The 17,070-nt window shown below is 55.3% G+C and carries 14 protein-coding genes; 10 read left to right on the top strand and 4 right to left on the bottom strand.

The annotated features are described in order from the left end of the window. Window positions 1-64: 64 nt before the first annotated feature. The gene (locus tag GN111_RS04980; protein ID WP_231715675.1) at window positions 65-2,851 is read right to left on the bottom strand and encodes an Hsp70 family protein; all 2,787 of its coding nucleotides are present in this window, start codon (window positions 2,849-2,851) and stop codon (window positions 65-67) included. Window positions 2,852-2,938: 87 nt separating this feature from the next. Next, complete coding sequence (locus GN111_RS04975; protein ID WP_155302694.1) at window positions 2,939-3,634, bottom strand: DUF2760 domain-containing protein; 696 nt, start codon at window positions 3,632-3,634, stop codon at window positions 2,939-2,941. Window positions 3,635-3,843: 209 nt separating this feature from the next. On the opposite strand from GN111_RS04975, the gene GN111_RS04970 reads away from it, so the two are divergent. Continuing rightward, window positions 3,844-4,065 carry a hypothetical protein gene (locus GN111_RS04970; protein ID WP_170302047.1) on the top strand — a complete coding sequence of 74 codons (222 nt, stop codon included), beginning with the start codon at window positions 3,844-3,846 and terminating at the stop codon, window positions 4,063-4,065. A gap of 183 nt (window positions 4,066-4,248) precedes the next feature. Then, on the top strand, window positions 4,249-5,874 hold the full coding sequence (pgi, locus tag GN111_RS04965; RefSeq protein ID WP_155302692.1) for a glucose-6-phosphate isomerase: 1,626 nt from the start codon (window positions 4,249-4,251) through the stop codon (window positions 5,872-5,874). A 179-nt stretch (window positions 5,875-6,053) separates the two neighbouring features. Here pgi and GN111_RS04960 read toward each other — a convergent pair whose 3' ends face one another. Beyond that, window positions 6,054-7,067 (bottom strand): 3-oxoacyl-ACP synthase III family protein, encoded by a 1,014-nt coding sequence (locus tag GN111_RS04960; protein ID WP_155302691.1) that lies wholly within the window; start codon window positions 7,065-7,067, stop codon window positions 6,054-6,056. Between the two features lie 363 nt (window positions 7,068-7,430). Between GN111_RS04960 and GN111_RS04955 the strand changes: the two genes are divergently transcribed. Both GN111_RS04955 and GN111_RS04950 read left to right on the top strand, forming a co-directional pair. Continuing rightward, window positions 7,431-9,974, top strand: a complete 2,544-nt coding sequence (locus tag GN111_RS04955) for a hypothetical protein (RefSeq protein ID WP_155302690.1) — start codon at window positions 7,431-7,433, stop codon at window positions 9,972-9,974. A gap of 3 nt (window positions 9,975-9,977) precedes the next feature. After that, window positions 9,978-10,565: a hypothetical protein gene (locus tag GN111_RS04950; RefSeq protein ID WP_155302689.1), complete on the top strand. Its 588-nt coding sequence runs from the start codon at window positions 9,978-9,980 to the stop codon at window positions 10,563-10,565. A gap of 23 nt (window positions 10,566-10,588) precedes the next feature. On the opposite strand, the gene sixA is transcribed toward GN111_RS04950, so the two are convergent. After that, entirely contained in the window at window positions 10,589-11,050 is a 462-nt protein-coding gene (sixA, locus tag GN111_RS04945; RefSeq protein WP_155302688.1) for a phosphohistidine phosphatase SixA, read from the bottom strand. A gap of 312 nt (window positions 11,051-11,362) precedes the next feature. On the opposite strand from sixA, the gene GN111_RS04940 reads away from it, so the two are divergent. From GN111_RS04940 to GN111_RS04915, 6 genes are all read left to right on the top strand, one after another. Then, the gene (locus GN111_RS04940; RefSeq protein ID WP_155302687.1) at window positions 11,363-12,772 is read left to right on the top strand and encodes a glycosyltransferase family protein; all 1,410 of its coding nucleotides are present in this window, start codon (window positions 11,363-11,365) and stop codon (window positions 12,770-12,772) included. Then, on the top strand, window positions 12,759-13,619 hold the full coding sequence (locus GN111_RS04935; RefSeq protein ID WP_155302686.1) for an HAD family hydrolase: 861 nt from the start codon (window positions 12,759-12,761) through the stop codon (window positions 13,617-13,619). Before GN111_RS04940 ends, GN111_RS04935 begins: the two co-directional genes overlap by 14 nt. Before the next feature lie 7 nt (window positions 13,620-13,626). Next, window positions 13,627-14,784 (top strand): zinc-binding metallopeptidase family protein, encoded by a 1,158-nt coding sequence (locus GN111_RS04930; RefSeq protein ID WP_155302685.1) that lies wholly within the window; start codon window positions 13,627-13,629, stop codon window positions 14,782-14,784. Next, entirely contained in the window at window positions 14,777-15,775 is a 999-nt protein-coding gene (locus tag GN111_RS04925) for a glucosyl-3-phosphoglycerate synthase (protein ID WP_155302684.1), read from the top strand. The genes GN111_RS04930 and GN111_RS04925 overlap by 8 nt, the downstream gene beginning before the upstream one ends. A gap of 144 nt (window positions 15,776-15,919) precedes the next feature. Continuing rightward, complete coding sequence (locus GN111_RS04920; protein WP_170302130.1) at window positions 15,920-16,522, top strand: tetratricopeptide repeat protein; 603 nt, start codon at window positions 15,920-15,922, stop codon at window positions 16,520-16,522. Then, entirely contained in the window at window positions 16,519-17,049 is a 531-nt protein-coding gene (locus tag GN111_RS04915; protein ID WP_155302682.1) for an NUDIX domain-containing protein, read from the top strand. Before GN111_RS04920 ends, GN111_RS04915 begins: the two co-directional genes overlap by 4 nt. The last annotated feature ends 21 nt before the right edge of the window (window positions 17,050-17,070 follow it).

Genomic DNA, 17,070 nt, shown 5'->3' with positions numbered 1-17,070 from the left:
CGAGGTTGGGGAAAGTCCAGCCGACGATTGGACGGGTCAGAAGGGGTGTAGTATTTAAAAATGGTTATACTGACGGGGAGTTGTCCAGAACCAGTCCCGCGGGCAGCGATTCACCAAAAACGGTATTTTTTTCCTGCTGCTCGCGGATCGACTGCGTTTTAATGCGGGCCAGCGCCTCGGGAAAATCGCCGGCCGATGCGATCCAGCCCACGACCCTGTCCCGCGTTTCGTCGTCGATTTCGCGCAAGGGGTCTCCGGTTTTCCGGCATAGTTGGGAAAGCATTTCCACGGTCGGCTTGGGGTTTTTCCAACTCATGGAAAGGAGCTTTTCGACCCACCGGCCTATTTCGCTGGGTGGAATCACCCGATCGATGGAACCGTAAAGCGGATCGCGGCTGCCGATGCGAGACAGGGCCCATTGCAGCTGTGGCTGGGGTTTTCTGGTATGAAACGCCTGAATCAACTGACGTCCCAGAACGATCTTGTCCTTGACCAGCAAGCGTTCCATATTGGCCATGGCCATCCACATTTCCGTGAGTTCCTGACGGGAAAAGCGCGACTTTTTTTTCGGTACCAGAAAAGATCCGATATCCTGATACACTTGGCGCTGCTGGCCGGCGGTAAGCCCGGCGGCCAGCCGCCGCCACAGAATCCACCACTCCAGACGCACCTGGGGCGCCGTGGCGTGAACCGGTCCTTTCTTGTATTGCTTCCAGAGCGTTTTGACCCGATGGGGATCCAACCCCTCACCGATTCCCGGCCGCAGGCAGAATCCCAGCAGGTTCATCCAACGGCTTTCCGCCTCGATGGATTTTTTGCGGGCCGATTCGTGTTCCAGCAGGGTATCGGCCAGCGTCCGCAGCAGACTCAACGGCCATTTTTCACGGGGACGGTCCAGCACGCCAGCTATGTCCGACATGAGCCGAGGAAGCCGGGTTTGACCGGGTGGAGAGGTAAAGGCCTCTCGAATGGTTTCCCGGGCGCTTTGGACCAGGGAAGCTTCGAAGACGTTGTGCTCAGTCACCTCGATGGGCTTTTTGTCGCCACGCAGTTGGAAGCGCAGTTGCCAGCGGTGGGGACTGTTTAACGACTGGCACCAGATCTCCAGGGTTCCCACTTCGGTATAGCTGGCCTCCAGGTTCACGGGAATTTCGGTGCGGATCCCCTTGCTGCCGAATTGAATGACGGTGTTCAAGGCGGGCAAAGCGGTCAGGGTATCATCCACCTCAACCAGGTCGCCGCTGCGGTCCCCGGAACGGTAGCTGGAACTGAACAGGTCAATGGAAACCGGTTGGTTGGCCAGAACCTTGAGCGGGCGATCCGGCAGGGCGATGCTACTGCCTTCCTCCAGTCCCCGTTCCACCAGACATACGGCCTGTCTGCTCCTCTCGCCGCTGCCGTTGGCATCGTCGCCCACACCCACGTAATAGCTGCGCGGGCTTCCGCTGCCTACCCGTACGCCGGCCCCGGATTTAACCGTGCCGTAGTAGGCCGCCCCAAGGGACACGGCCAGATCCATCTCCCGATTGTCCAGGGATCGAGGGGCGGTGTCCAGGGAAAAGTGATGCTTTACCGCCTGCTGGATCCGGCTGCGAAGAATCGGCGCCTTGAGCGCACCACCGTTGAAAAGAATCAGGTCCGGGGCGGTCCGATCCCTGCCGATGGCAGCGCGGACATCCTCTCTATGGCGGTCCAGAAAACGGATCAGGTGGCCGGTAATGGCGGTGTCGGCTTCATAGGGCAGGCCCCATGAGGCATCGCCGGTTGGCAGTTCTGTTTGTGCGCAGGTGCCGGAAAGCGGAAAAAAGCGATCCAGAACGATGGATTCCACCATGGATCGGTCGATGCGGGCCGTCATGGTACCGGCAATCAGGCCGGAACCGGCACCCATAATCGTGATCCGGCCGCTGTCGGCAGACCCTTCCAGAACGTGCTCCTTGATCTGTCGACATTGATGGCACAGGGCTTTCCAGTCATTGCGACCCATGGCCTTAGGTGTTTTGCCAAGCTTTCGGGCAACACTGCCGGCAATGGAAAGATCCATGTTGTCGCCGCCTAAAATCAGATGATCGCCGACGGCGATGCGTTCGAAACGGGGGCTGCCATCCACCTCGCGCAGGGCGATCAGTGTGAAGTCGGTGGTGCCGCCCCCGACGTCGCACACCAGAATCAACTGATTGGCCGCCACATGATCGGGCCAGTTCTTTTCGTGTTCGATCAACCAGCTGTAGAACGCGGCCAGGGGTTCTTCGAGCAGAATCACATCGCCAAGCCCGGCGGAGCGGGCGGCCTGGAGGGTCAAATCCCTGGCCACCTCGTCGAATGACGCAGGGACGGTAAGAATAACCATTTGTTTTTCTAAATAGTTTTCTTCTTCGTCGCCCATGGAAACGTTCCAGGCCTTGCGGATATGTTTCAGATAGGCGGCCGAGGCGTGAACCGGTGACACCTTGAACACATCCTCTCCGGCGCCCCAGGGCAGAATCCTGGCCCGGGTATCGACGTCTTTGTTGCACAGCCAGCTTTTTGCGGAAGAGACCAGACGCAAGGGAACCGCGGCGCCGTGGTCTCGGGCAAAAGCGCCGGCAAAATTGCGGTCGTCCCGGCTGCGTTGGTCGACGGTCCACGGGGCGGCCATGTCCTGCTTGGCGATGTCGTATTCACCAGGGATATATAAAAAAGAGGGCAGCACGGAAAGGGGAGCGAACTCACCGGGGCCGACCAACTGGTGTATAGGGAACGTTTTGATTTTACAAGTTTTGTTTTCGCCGGGGGCAAGATCCACACAGGCTACCGAATTGTTGGTGGTTCCCAGGTCGATTCCCACGACATAGCGTCTGTCTGAAATCACAAGAACTCCTCGTCGCCGGTCCGTAAGGGCCCCTTGGCCGATACCTGATGAATCCGGCGCTTGTATTGGATTCGGATGGAAGGACGATTAAAGGATTTCCACCTCTGCAGGGGCGATGAAGTCGGCGTTTTCCGTCTCCGCCAATTTTGGAAGGGCGACGGATTTCAGTTGCCATCCCCGATGGCGCAAAATTCCGGTGAAGGGCGGCTGATCCCCCACATTGCCCGTCAGCTTGATTGCCTGGCGGTCGAATCCGGCCTCAATCTCGACGGTCTCGCCCTCCTGCTGCCGCATGACCGGTTCCGGGGAGAGGTATCGTTTTACGGTCTGTTTGCAGTTTGCATGAATGCTGCGCACTGCGGCACCGATCTGAGCGTCTTCGTACCGGTCAAGGTCCTCCTGCAAAAAATCCATCAGCCTTCCTTCCCGCTGGAGCACGGCAAAAAGGTGCACAAAAAGACGTTTGTTTTCGTTTTCGCGTTTTTTCCGGTCGACTTCGTCTTCCCGGGGCGTCGTCGGCCTCTTGTTTTTTGGCGTTGAAGACGCCAGGCTGCGGGCCAACAGTTTGGACAGCGTGTTTTTCAAAAACATCCATTGCAGCAGGCTGAAAAGAATCAGAAAAGCGAACAAAAGGGCATAGTTTCGGAAGTTCGGTCGGATTCCGGCGTCCAGAGAATACCAGTGCAGGCCCACGGCGACGGCCGACAACAGTGAAGCGAAAACGAGAAATTGTACCAGGGACCGAAGGGCAAAGGTCCTGCGCAAAGAGGGTTGTTTCGTCATTGTTTTTCCTGATCGAAAAGATGGGTTAAAATGGGTGCCGGCACGATAGAGAAAAACCCGTCGCTGTGTCAAGCCCCGGCAAACCCAGGGTTGCCTCTTGTGCGAACCAGGCGTGTATGGTAATCATAAAAATTAACAGATCAAGTTAAAAGCTTCGGTGCAAAAGACCGTTGCCGGAAAATCAACCGTCATCCGCTATGATCGTAAAAATGGCCAACAATTACAGACATCGCTTCGATTTCGACATCGGCTACCTGGTAAAAAGCCCTTGCCGGGAGTGCACGAACCGGCACCATTTCCCCGGCTGCATGAACGGTTGCGCCCCGTTGGACAAGATCCATTCGGTGCTGGCCAACAGCATCTCCTGCTCGCGGTCCTACCGGGCAATGGAATCCAGCGTCATCTTTCAGGACGCCCGCGACGAATCATGAAGGATTCGTTTAAATAACATATAACTGCGAACTGCTTTCATCCCTCGTCACTGCACAGTTGGTCCAAACAAACCGCATTTTTCCGGATTCGTAAGCATCATCATCCCTTCCGGTGTTTCGTGGAAAATTCCGGAGCTTTTATGAAGTTGTCATCCATGTGACTCTTTTGCAAGGAAACCCATCATGACCAAATACCGTTTTCACCACGACCCCCTGCACCGCCGGTTGCTCGAACAGGCCGGACGGATGAATGGGCCGGATTGTCATCTCGAACGTCTTGTTGCAGCGGACCGGCGCCTGGATGCCTTCAGCGCTATGGGCGGTGGGGTGTTTTACGATTTCAGCCGTCAACGGGTGGACGAATCGGTCATGGATCTGCTGTTTGAACTGACCGAGGCCGCCGATGTTGGTCGGCAGTTTGCCGCCATGGCCGCCGGAGAAAAGGTCAACGTTACCGAAAACCGGGCGGCCCTGCACATGGCGGCCAGGAGTTTTTCATCGTCGCCGGCCATGGTAGATGGACGGGATGCCAAGGCAGAACTTCAAGACGTCCTGGAACAGATTCGTCCTTTTTCCAAAGCGGTCCATCAAGGCGAGATCACCGGCAGCACCGGCCAAGCTTTCAGCCATGTGGTGGTGGTGGGGATCGGGGGAAGCTACCTGGGAACGGAGTTTGTCGCCTGCGCTCTGGAAGCCTTTGCCGACAAAAATCTCTCGCTTGATTTTCTGGCCAATGTGGACATCCACAATTTTTCCAGCGTCTGGTCGCGCATCGTACCCGAGAAAACGCTGTGGGTGGTCATCTCCAAAAGCTACACCACCGTGGAAACCATGGCCAACGAAGATCTGATTCGCAGGCATATGCAAGCGGTGGGACTGAATCCTGCGTGGCACATGGTGACGGTAACCAGCAAGGGCAGTCCGGGCGATCAAGGCACAGGCCAGGAACTGGCCGCCTTCCACATGTTCGATTTCATTGGCGGGCGGTATAGCGTAACCTCTGCGGTCGGTGGGGTCCCACTGAGTCTCTATCTCGGTTATGAGCGATTCGAGCGTTTCCTTAAAGGGGCCGAAGAGATGGACCGCCATGCCCTTGAAGCGCCGCCAAAGGACAATCTGCCCCTCATCGCGGCCCTGATCGGTGTCTGGAACGCCAGCTTTTTAGGATATCCCCAGACCGCCATCGTTCCCTATGCCTTTCCGTTGCGTAAATTGGCCGCCCACATTCAGCAATTGAACATGGAGAGCAACGGAAAATCGGTGGATGCCGCCGGCAACAAGCTGGACGAACCGGCGGGAACGATGATCTTCGGCGAGCCGGGCACCAACGCCCAGCACTCCTTTTTTCAACTGGCCCATCAGGGCAAGGCGTTTCCCATCGATTTTATCGGCGTGCTCAATCCGCAGACGCAGCTGGATGAAGGCAGATTCAAGGGGGTAGGGCACCAACAGGAACTGTGGGCCAACCTGCTGGCCCAGTCCACGGCCCTGGCAATGGGGAAACCAAGCGACGATCCGGCCCGATCCTTTTCCGGAAACCGGCCGTCCTCCACCATCGTCGTGGAGGATTTAGAGCCGGAAAGTGTCGGACGGCTTTTGGCTTTTTACGAAGCCAAAACCATATTCGAGGCTTTTGTCTGGGGGATCAACCCCTTCGACCAGTTCGGCGTCGAGCTGGGAAAGGTTACCGCCGGCAAGCTTCGCACCGAGATGGCTGCCCGCAATCGCGATGAAGCTCACGATTTTTCCGAAGTCGATCCCATCAACCGCCGCTATCTGCAGATGTTGTTTAATGGGCGTTTGGATTGATCCAGCCGAATCGTCTTGATGATGAATCGGGACGGTTCTTTTCATCCAGAAATAGGCAAATTTGGTCGAGATCGAGGCGCACTAAAAATTTTACCGGAGGCATATGGTCGATATTCCGAGGATAAAATTTTTCGTGCAACAAAGATATCGGGCAATTTGGCCATTTCTGGACGGACACGTCAGTCGGCAAAGCGGTACAGCACCGAACCCCAGGTCACCCCGGCACCCAACCCCAGGAACATCACCGTACTTCCCGATCCTACGAGCCCCTTTTCGATGGCTTCGTCCAGTGCCAGCGGAATGCTGGCAGCCGTGGTGTTTCCGTAGCGCTGGATATTGTTGTACACCTTGGACTCCGGTAGATCCAAAGATTTGGCAAAGGCCTGATTGATCCGCAGATTGGCCTGATGGGGGATGAAAAGGTCCACCGATTCCAGCGGGACCCCAGCTTTTTTCAGCGCTTCTCCGGCCACTTCGGGAAGCCTGCGAACGGCATGCTTGAAGATGTTCCTGCCGTCCATGGTCGGAAAATGCTTGCGTTCTTCCAACATTTTTTCATCTATGCGCGGATTTTCACGGGAGGCCGGGGCATAGACCATCAGGCTTTCCGCCAGGGAACCGTCCGCGTGCAGGCAGGAAGCCAGTACGCCGGCCTTCTTGTCGTCCGTTTCCACATGCTCCAGACAGACAGCCGCGGCGCCGTCTCCGAAAATCACGGTCACGTCCCTGCCTTGGGTCGAAATATCCAATCCGGTGCTGTGTACTTCGGCGCCGACCAGCAGGATGCGTTTGGCGAGGCTGCTGCGAATATAGGCGTCGGCGGTGGCCATGCCGTATAGAAAGCCGGTGCACTGCTGGCGGATATCCAGTGCCGGTGTGGTGGTAAGGCCCAGCTTGTGGGCCAGCAGGCAGCCGGAGCCGGGAAAAAAGAGGTCCGGGCTCAATGTTGCAAAAATGATCAGATCGATGTCCCCGGGCTCCCAGCCGGCGCGCGACATGGCGATTTTCGAGGCCTCCAGCCCCAAATCGGAGACACCAACTCCACCTTCTTCGGGGATCCAGTAGCGCTGCTCGATGCCGGTACGCTGAATGATCCATTCGTTGGAGGTATCCATCCATCGGGACAGATCTTCGTTGGTGACAAGCCGTGAAGGAAGGTAGCGACCGGTTCCTTTGATGATGGTTTTTTTCATGTCTGTTTCTCCTCCATGTCAGCTTTTCCGGTTTCTTGAAAGCGTTTATGCGAACGTGAAGCCAACCCGAAATATACCTATGGTTGACAAAATGATCAAGAAATTTATCCGGTTAGGATCGCTTTCGCTCTTTTTTCAGGCTCATCCGACCGATTCGGTGATATCCGGAAGGTGGATGAGGCGATGAATGAAATAACGAAAGCCGCCTTCAACAAGCACGAAAACCATTAAAACGCTTAAGTTTGGCAGGCTTTCGACGATATCCCTACTGAGATACGAGAGAAATCGTGGCAACGGATCGAAAAAAGAGACAAGACCCGATATGCCGCTCGTCAAGCGGAAATCAGCAACGAGTTGAACCATATGCCGGAAAACAAGAAAAATTCGTCCGCCAAAAAACAGGATCTCGGGACAGAATCGTCCGTTGAAACCGATGGCCCGTCCGATGAAATGAGCGCCGAAGAAGAGGATGCCTTCAACAAAATCATGGGAGAAATCGAAGGCAACGGCGACAGTGCACAAAGCCCGGAAGAAAATGAATCCGGGAAAGATGACGGCACCGTGTCGGAGGAGGACTTTGCCGCAGAGCTGGAAAAGGTGGTCCAACAAGCCGACGCCGACAGCGACGGAAGCGAAGATTCGGATACCGACAGCGAAGCGGGAGACGAACTGGACGAAGACCAGCAAAAGGCCTTCGAAAGCATCATGTCCCAAATCGAGGGCGGCGGTGACAGCGAAGAAGGCCCGTCCACAGATGAGGCCGAAGCAGATAAGGCCGAGGAAGATGACGGCACGGTGTCGGAAGAGGATTTTTCGGCTGAACTGGAAAAGGTGGTCCAACAAGCCGACGCCGACAGCGACGGAAGCGAAGATTCGGATACCGACAGCGAAGCGGGAGACGAACTGGACGAGGACCAGCAAAAGGCCTTCGAAAGCATCATGTCCCAAATCGAGGGCGGCGGTGACAGCGAAGATGGCCCGTCCACAGATGAGGCCGAAGCAGATAAGGCCGAGGAGGATGACGGCACGGTATCGGAAGAGGATTTTTCGGATGAGTTGGAAAAGGTCGTTCGGCAGGCCGACGCCGCCAATGAGGGCGAGCCATCCGAGAATACCGCCGAAACAGCAGGTTCTGAGGAAAAAGAGGAAAATAAGGAAGGCGCAGATGCCGATTCCGATGAATCACTGGATAAGGACCAACAGGAAGCCTTTGAAAGCATCATGGCTCAGATCGAAGGCGGCAAGCCGGAAGCAGAGGAGCCAGAGGGGGAACTGGAAGTAGCGGTAGAGACCCGGCCTGAAAAAAAGCCGGCGGCTATCCAAGCGCCAGACACCGGTCTGCCAAAGGACGAAGCCCATGAAACGAAAGAGGATATCACGGCGGACGTCGATGAAATCCTAAAAGAAGTGGCTGTGGAAGAAGAGGATGATGATGAAAAGACCTCGCCGCCGGCACCAACCGTCGCTGAAACCGATCCCGAACCGACATCAATCGAGCAGGATCGAAAAACCGCAAAAGAAGGGGATAAAAAAGAACATTTACCGGCCGAATCCCCATCTGAGGCCAAAAAAGCGGCAGCAGTTCAGGACGCTCCATCCGCAAGCACACAGCCAGCCGAAGATTTGGTTGAGCCCCAGCCGGACATAAAATTCAAACCGCTGCCAAGAGCGGATTCCGTGGAGGATGCCCCCAAAAAGAAGGCGGCCGCCTTGCGGGAAGCCGGCAAACCTGCAGCAAAGAAGTGGAAAAAGATCGTCCTGGGTGCCGCGACTGTCGTTCTGATTCTCGTTTTTCTGGCAGGGTATCGCTACTGGCTGCGTAAACCCATTGAAGATGTCGAACCGAAAGTGGTTTCATCGGAAACCGTCGTCCCGGAAACCAGCATCCAACCGGAGCCCACCCCACCATCTTTACCCCAGGCCCCGGTTCAACCGGACCAACACGTTTCGGACCAATCCAGCCTGAAAACCGCTGCGGAAAGCCTGGATCGCCTGCGCAGCCAATTGCTGGCTAAAAAGGCCGAAATCGAAGAATTGCGCGCCTATTACCAGGCCGGCATCGATGCAGAAATAGACGGGATCATTGATCTTTTGAAAACGACAAACAAAGATTCGGCGGCCATGGCGGATCCTCGCATCGGATTGGGTCTTTCCGCTATCCAGCGACGCGACACTTACATTCGGAAACTGGTGCGTCCGGTTGACGAGCTTACCTGGAACAGTGAAGAACTGCTCTACTCTTCTCGAAAAGCCGAACTTTTGGCGTTGATGGCCACCAAAACCAGCGACATCGATATCGACGGGTTTATCCGGCAGTCCCATGAACTCATCGACGAGCATACTCGGGCCCTGGAGGAACTGAACATCGACGATGTTTCGGTATCGCCCTTGTCCACGGAAGCCATCTGGAACGACATCACAAGCCGATTGCCCAAAAATCCACCAAAAGCCGCAGCCGCCGGCCCAAACGCCGATAACAATCTCATTTCAGAACAAATCTGCAATGGCGATTATTCACAGAAACATAAATTGACGATGCTTTCTCCGAAAACGGCCGGCTGCCTGGCCCAATGGAAAGGCAAGGATCTATTTTTAAACGAGTTGAAGGAACTGGAGCCGGAGGCGGCCCGTCAACTGGCGACCTGGAAGGGAGACTGGTTGGGTTTGAACGGAATAGAGGAACTCTCCCCGGAATCTGCGGCGCATCTTGCCCGCTGGAAGGGAAAAGGATTGTCCTTAAACGGCCTATCACGGCTGTCGCCCCGGGTGGTAGCCATTTTGTCGGAGTGGCAGGGCGATCAGATCGAACTGGTCAACGTCAAGCATATGGCCCACTGGGAAAACTCGAAAACCCGGCTGTTTCTTTCTGAAGAGATGAACCGTAAGCGCCGCTTTGCAAAGGATTAAACCGTGAAACCGTTAAAACCGATTCTTGCCGGACTTTGTATGCTTTCCATTGTCGTCTGTCTGTGGGCCGTGTTCCCCGGTGTGACGGCAGCCTCACCCAATGGAGCAGAGCAGCTTCGAAAAACGATGGCTGACATTTCTTTGCTCAACAACCAATTGGCCCAGCGCAGGGCCGATGCCGCCCGATTGAGGGAGGAACTGGCCAAGCGCATGGAGGAAATCAAAGCAGAAATCCGGGAAAAAACGGCGGAATTGAAGATCAAGGATGAAGCAGAGGCGTTGAAAACGCCAAAAATCCTGTTCGATTTGCGGCTCATTGCCGAGATTCAGGCCTACATGAAACGCTACGCCAAGGAGATGAGTTATTACCAGGTCGCCTGCGATCGTCTCAGCTACCTGTATCAACAGGCCGACGACGACCTTAAAATTGTCAACACGCTCTCGGGGATGAAAATCGGAGCGCTCGTCTCACAGACCGAAAAGATTGTGAACGCCTACCTGCCCGATGCCCAGACGATCGTCATTCAACCGGGCAGCATGGTCATCGACTCTCCGGAATCCGTCTGGAAAAGCCTCGATACGGGTCGATGATCGCGTAATAAGCCCCTGCCATATCAACCGACGTTGGGCATCAGCGCCCAGCGAATCACCGCGTTGTCGATATCCGACGCCTCGTCCAGGCAGACAATACCGCTGTTCTGGAGTTTGAATACCGTCCGCGTCGCATCGCTGCATACCAGCAGACCAATCAGTTTTTCTAAAAACGGCAAATGTCCGACCAGCATGATGTTTTGATCCAGGGGCAGGTCTCTTACAAATGCAGCGACATCGTCCAAAGGGTTCATGCCGCTGCGCGTCTGGATTTCTTGATCCGGACAGAGGGCTGCACCCATCCGTTCGGCTGTCTGGCGGGCGCGTTTCTTCCCGCTGTGAACGATGACAGAGACCGTAACGCCGTAGCCTCTGGCTACATTTGCAATGCGCTCGGTTTCCCGTATTCCTTCCTCGGACAATCCTTTTTCGGGATCATCCGCCTTTGGCAGGCTTTTTCCGTGCTGTACTACATACAATGCCATCTCTCATCCTCCAGAAAATGGGGTACGATTGATTTGTACCACGAGTATTTTAAATCAAACATGTACTGCGGCACGGGAGATGTCAACGGTAGGATGCAGTCACTTTCAGAGAGTTGACAAAAAGCGTGTGCAGGCTACAATTAAAGTATCCATTCACGGGATTGAAATGCCCAATGTGCGGCAACTGCCTAACCAGCGTTCACAGGGTGCCGCAGGTGTGAGGCGCCGGGCACGCAGACGGTTTGGTCAACCTTCAGTGCCCGGGAACAAAGCAGATGCGGTATCCTGTGAACGCTTGCAATTAAAGTATCCATGAAGATTGCCCTTGTTCACTATCACCTCAAGACCGGAGGGGTGACTACCGTTATAAAACGGCAGATCGCCGCGCTTGGCGACGCTTGCGACCTTTTCGTTTTGACGGGGGACCGGGCGGACACACAATTGCCTTGTGAGGTGGAGGAGATTCCCGGTTTGGGATACGATCGGTCGGGGCAGCCGCAATTGCCGCCCGAGCGGGTTGCCGAACAGGTGCGCAGGGCGTTGCTTCGCAAATGGTCCGACGGGTGCGATATCCTGCACATCCACAATCCGACCCTGGCCAAAAACAGGGGATTTCTGCAAGTTATCCGGCGCCTGCAGGATAGCGGAATCGCTCTTTTTCTTCAGATTCACGACCTTGCGGAAGATGGCAGGCCCCAGGTCTATTTCGACGAGCCCTACCCAGAGGATTGCCACTACGGGGTGATCAACCGGCGCGACGAGGCCATACTCAAGGCTGCCGGATTGGACAACTCGGGGCTTCACTGTCTTCCCAATGCGGTCCTGGGCATGCCCGTGGATTCGAACCGGCAACAGACAAAACAGGTCCTTTACCCGGTGCGGGCTATTCGGCGCAAGAACCTGGGGGAGGCACTTTTGCTTTCCCTGTTTTTCAAAGCAGGACAGCGTCTGGCAATCACCCAACCACCCAACAGCCCTGAAGATATAGCCAGTTATCGGGATTGGGTGGCCTGGTCTTCGGTCAACGGCTTGTCCGTCGATTTCGAGGTCGGCCGAAAAACGCCCTTTGCATCCATTGTCGCTGCCTCGCAGTCGATGATCACCACCAGCGTTTCCGAAGGTTTCGGGATGGCGTATCTCGAGACGTGGACCACTGGAAAACCGCTGTTGGGACGCCGGCTCCCTGATATCTGCAGCGATTACGAAGAAAGCGGCATCGATTTGCAAACCCTTTACGACCGTATCGATGTACCCCTGGACTGGATCGATCGGGATGATTTTTCCAACCGTTGGCGCGAAGCGGTCCTGCGGGCTGCCAACCGATTCGGTTTAACCATTTCGGATGCCACCGTATCGAAAGCCTTCGATCATCTGACCGGCAGGGAAACCATCGATTTCGGCATGCTGGACGAGGCATTCCAGCGTCAGATCCTTTCCCGGTTGATTGCTTCACCCTTCGCGAAAGAGGAACTGATCCGAACCAACCCATGGCTGTCCGATGCCAGGGAAGGAGTGGCAGTCCCGGGCGTAATTGAAAAAAATCGCAGGGTCGCTTTGGATCGTTACGGAATGGACCGCTACCGTGACCGGCTCCTGCAGATCTACGACCGGGTGGTCAGCCAACCGGTCCGGCATACCATCGATAAAAAGATCCTGCTGCACTCGTTTTTCAGGCCCGAAACTTTTTCCCTTCTCAAATGGGCTGCCTATGGAGGATTTTGACGATATTTGTCGACGCTACCTGGGGCCACTCGAACCGATTGCCACCGGGATGCGTGCGAATCTGCCGAAGATGGGCCCCTGTGGCGCGATCCTTTTCGACGTCTACGGAACCTTGCTGGTCAGCGGGGCAGGGGAGATCGGGCTGGTGCAGGCACAGCCTTCCGGGATGGATCGGTTGCCGGAACTGCTGAAGCGCTATGAAATAGCACATGCGCCCCGAAAGCTCCAGTCGATGCTGCGCCGGGGCATCGAGGCGGAGCATCGCAGCCAACAGGCAAAGGGCGTCGATTTCCCGGAAGTGGACATCGTGAGAATATGGCAGGAAATTATAGAACTTCGGGATCTTTCCTTAGTGAAAGCGTTTGCCTTGGCCTACGAGCTGATCACCAATCCCGTTTTCCCCATGCCCGGGGCCGGGACGCTGGCCCGGTTGTGCAAAAAAAAGGGAATTCCGATGGGAATCATCTCCAACGCGCAATTTTACACCCCCATCGTGCTGGCGTGGCTCTTCGGAAAGGAATTGTACGACTCGGCCTTCGATCCGCGGCTGCGTTTTTATTCCTGGCAGCAAGGCTGTGCCAAACCTTCGGCAACCTTATTTAACCGTGCCAAAGCGGCCCTTCAATCCATGGGAATACCATCCGAATCGGTTCTTTACGTGGGCAACGACATGCGCAACGACATCCGGCCGGCCACCGAAGCCGGGTTTCGTACTGCATTGTTTGCCGGAGACCGACGCTCCCTTCGGCTCCGCTACGAAGACGAACCGTTTCGGGACGTTTCTCCGGATTGGATCGTCACCCATCTCAACCAACTGGCGGAAGCCGCCGGCCAATCGAACAGTTGAGGGCCACATGGAAGACTATCTCAACGCATTGCCGACATTTGTCGACCGGATACGCAAGATTCGCGAAATCATCATCAGCAATATCGTCCTGGTCGGACAGATTCCGGCCCCCACCTTTCAGGAAAGAAGGCGTGCAGAGTGTCTGGTCGAGCGATTGTCCGAATTCAACACGGACGAATGCGTCATCGACGACTATGGCAATCCGGTGGGGGTCATTCGGGGAACCGCGAAGGAAAAGGGAGCGATTTTTATCGTCGCCCACCTGGACACCTTTTCGGAACTCGAGACGGACCAGCATTATGAGGTGACCGATAAGATCATCAGCGGCGTCGGCGTTTCGGACAATTCAGCGGCCGTGGGCGTGCTGGCCTCCCTGCCCGAAATTTTTCGGCAACTGGATCTGACCTTCGAGTCGGATATCGTCCTGGTGGCGCCCGTGCAATCCCTGGGAAAGGGCAATTTAAGGGGCATCCGCCGCTTGCTGCGTGCCTGGCCGGGGCCGATCCGTGGGGCCATCTGCCTGGAAAGCGTGGAATTGGGGCGTTTGAACTATTATTCTTCGGCCATGATCCGGGGGGTAATCAATTGCAGCATCGCCGCCGAAAAACAGTTGGGACGCCATCACACGCCCAACGCAATTCTGGTGATCAATGAGGTGATCAACGCAATTCTCGGCCTACGGTTGCCCCAGAAGCCCAGAACCCAGATCGTCATCGGCAAGATATCGGGCGGCTTCAACCACGGTAAAATCGCCTACGACGCCATGATCGGCTTCGAAATCCGAAGCGACTCCGATGAGATGGTCCGGGAACTGTACAGCGATATCCATGATATCGTCGATGGCATCAATAAGTCCTTTGCGGTTGAAATCAAGCTGGATCGCATCAGCAATCTCAACGCTACCCAGTTGCAGCACAACCACCCGCTGGTCAAATGCGCTTCGCGCATTCTCCGGCGATTGGAGGTGGAAGCGGTCTGCGACCCCAGCGAAACGGCCCTGTCCATTTTCCTGCAAAACGGCATCCCGTCAGTCACCATCGGATTGACACTGGGAGAAAATTTCCACCAGGACGGTGCCATGATCGAAATTGAACCGATGGTTAAAGGTATCGCTCAAATTCCGGCCCTTCTGATGGCCATGGACAAGGGAGCCTGCGATGAATGAGAAGTGGATTGACACCAACACCTTCCATCACAGCGAGTTCAAGGATATCGGACGTCTGGTGGCGGCCAAACACGAAAAGAACCTGTCCATTTCCCTTTGCCTTCCGACACTGAACGAGCAAAGGACCATCGCCAAAGAGATCGTCATCATGAAATCGGAGCTGATGACACGCTATCCACTGCTGGACGAAATCGTTGTCATCGACTCCGGTTCGACGGACGATACCCGAAAGATCGCCCGCTCCTATGACGTTACGGTCTACCAGGCGGACGACATCCTGCCGCAGATGGAAAAATTCAAAGGCAAAGGAGAAAATCTCTGGAAGGCCCTTTATGTGACCCGAGGCGATATTATTATTTATATCGACGCCGACATCAAAAACATCCATCATCGTTTCGCCTACGGATTGCTGGGCCCGCTACTGCTCGGGGATCGTATCCGTTTTACCAAAGCCTTTTACGACCGACCCATTGCCATCGGACAAAACAAACTGCGCCCCACGGGCGGCGGCCGGGTCACGGAACTGGTTACCCGACCGCTTTTTTCCATGTTCATGCCGGACATGACCCAATTCCTGCAGCCACTTTCCGGTGAATACGCGGGGTATCGCAGCATTTTCGAAAAAATTCCTTTCCACATCGGCTACGGCGTTGAAACCGGTATGCTGATCGACATCCATCGTAAATGGGGACTGGATGTCATGGCCCAGGTGGATCTGGATCGAAGGGTACACAAAAATCAGGACACCAAGGCCCTGGGACGGATGGCATTTGTCATCATCAAAACCTTCCTCAACCGTATGGAGACATTAGAGCGGATGCAGATCCAGCAGCAGATCCACGATGAGATGATTCAGTATCAATTGGTCCGAGACCGCTTGAAGCCTGAAAATTTTCTTCTGGAGCAGCACGAACGGCCGCCGATGATCGAAATTCCCGAATATCAACAAAAGTTTTCCCGGACAGCAGCCGGGGAAAAGGCCTCTTTGTAATCCACAACGGATGCTGTAGAAGGCATTCTTGTCTTTTACCCTGGAATTGGGTATCACCGACCCGTTCGAAACAAAACCTCTATCGCAGAATCGATGCCGGCCGTTCGAAAGATCGGACAGCCTGGCCAAAAATTAAGGAGAACCATGAGCTCAAAGAAAATAGACGGCTACGTAAAATCAGAAAACGTGATCTGGTTTGTAGTGGTTTCATTGTTGATCGGATTTGTCGGTGGGGTTGCCTTTGGCATTTACAAAAGCGGTACCTTTTCGGCACCCGGTTCCATGGAGGGGGCGCCGGCCATGAATGCCGAACTGCAAGCAAATATCGACGCTTTCAAGGCCCGCACCAGCGAAGATCCAAAAGACGCAGAGGCCTGGATTCAACTGGGTCATCTTTATTTCGACGCCGGCCAGGCGGAGCAATCCATCGAGGCCTATGAAAAGGCTTTGGCCATCCAGCCGCAAAATGCCAATGTATGGACGGATCTCGGGGTCATGTACCGAAGAAGCGGAAAACCGGAAAAGGCGGTCGCTGCCTTTGACCGGGCCATGCAGATCGATCCCAAGCACGAAATATCCCGGTTCAACAAAGGGATTGTTCTCTTCCACGATCTCAAGGATGAAAAAGGTGCCCTGAAAGCCTGGGAATCCTTGCTGGCCATCAACCCCGATGCCCAGTCGCCGGGCGGTCACTCAGTACGGGAACTGGTCGATCACATCCTACAGGAGCACCGGAAAGAAAAATGAAAACAGCAGTCTGCAATCGATCCACCCTGATCCTAAAAGGCCGCGTGTTCGATTTTTACGCCGAAAACGTCACCCTACCGAACGATGTCACCCTGGAGATGGAAATTATCCGTCATCCCGGTGCGGCCGCGATTGTACCGGTAATGGCGGATGGACGGGTTCTGCTGCTCCAGCAATACCGACACGCGGTGGGGGGATTTATCTGGGAAATCCCTGCCGGGACATTGGATCCGAAAGAAGATCCGCTGGTCTGCGCCCGGCGGGAACTGGTCGAAGAGACCGGTTACTCGGCCCGGTATTTTGAAAAATTAGCCGAAATCACGCCACTGCCGGCTTATTCGGACGAGCGCATTCACCTCTTCCTGGGCACAGGTCTGGAAAAGGCAACGCAAGACCTGGATGCGGACGAACTGCTCTATGTCCATCCCGTCGAATATCAACGGTGTTTGGACATGATCGCTGCCGGAGAGATTCAGGACGCCAAGACGATCAGCGCGCTGCACCTATCCGCCGGTCGTTTGGGATGAAGGTCCCGGCCCAGTCTGCAT

Origin of the sequence: Desulfosarcina widdelii (assembly GCF_009688965.1) — a bacterium.
GTDB classification, from domain to species: Bacteria; Desulfobacterota; Desulfobacteria; order Desulfobacterales; family Desulfosarcinaceae; genus Desulfosarcina; species Desulfosarcina widdelii.
This window is presented reverse-complemented; position numbering and strand designations above follow the sequence as displayed.

Excerpts from the sequence above, each read along its gene's own strand:
- GN111_RS04975 (WP_155302694.1), bottom strand. The coding sequence starts at position 3,634 with ATGACGAAACAACCCTCTTTGCGCAGGACCTTTGCCCTTCGGTCCCTG.
- GN111_RS04970 (WP_170302047.1), top strand. The coding sequence starts at position 3,844 with ATGGCCAACAATTACAGACATCGCTTCGATTTCGACATCGGCTACCTG.
- pgi (WP_155302692.1), top strand. The coding sequence starts at position 4,249 with ATGACCAAATACCGTTTTCACCACGACCCCCTGCACCGCCGGTTGCTC.
- GN111_RS04960 (WP_155302691.1), bottom strand. The coding sequence starts at position 7,067 with ATGAAAAAAACCATCATCAAAGGAACCGGTCGCTACCTTCCTTCACGG.
- GN111_RS04955 (WP_155302690.1), top strand. The coding sequence starts at position 7,431 with ATGCCGGAAAACAAGAAAAATTCGTCCGCCAAAAAACAGGATCTCGGG.
- sixA (WP_155302688.1), bottom strand. The coding sequence starts at position 11,050 with ATGGCATTGTATGTAGTACAGCACGGAAAAAGCCTGCCAAAGGCGGAT.
- GN111_RS04940 (WP_155302687.1), top strand. The coding sequence starts at position 11,363 with ATGAAGATTGCCCTTGTTCACTATCACCTCAAGACCGGAGGGGTGACT.
- GN111_RS04935 (WP_155302686.1), top strand. The coding sequence starts at position 12,759 with ATGGAGGATTTTGACGATATTTGTCGACGCTACCTGGGGCCACTCGAA.
- GN111_RS04930 (WP_155302685.1), top strand. The coding sequence starts at position 13,627 with ATGGAAGACTATCTCAACGCATTGCCGACATTTGTCGACCGGATACGC.
- GN111_RS04925 (WP_155302684.1), top strand. The coding sequence starts at position 14,777 with ATGAATGAGAAGTGGATTGACACCAACACCTTCCATCACAGCGAGTTC.
- GN111_RS04920 (WP_170302130.1), top strand. The coding sequence starts at position 15,920 with ATGAGCTCAAAGAAAATAGACGGCTACGTAAAATCAGAAAACGTGATC.
- GN111_RS04915 (WP_155302682.1), top strand. The coding sequence starts at position 16,519 with ATGAAAACAGCAGTCTGCAATCGATCCACCCTGATCCTAAAAGGCCGC.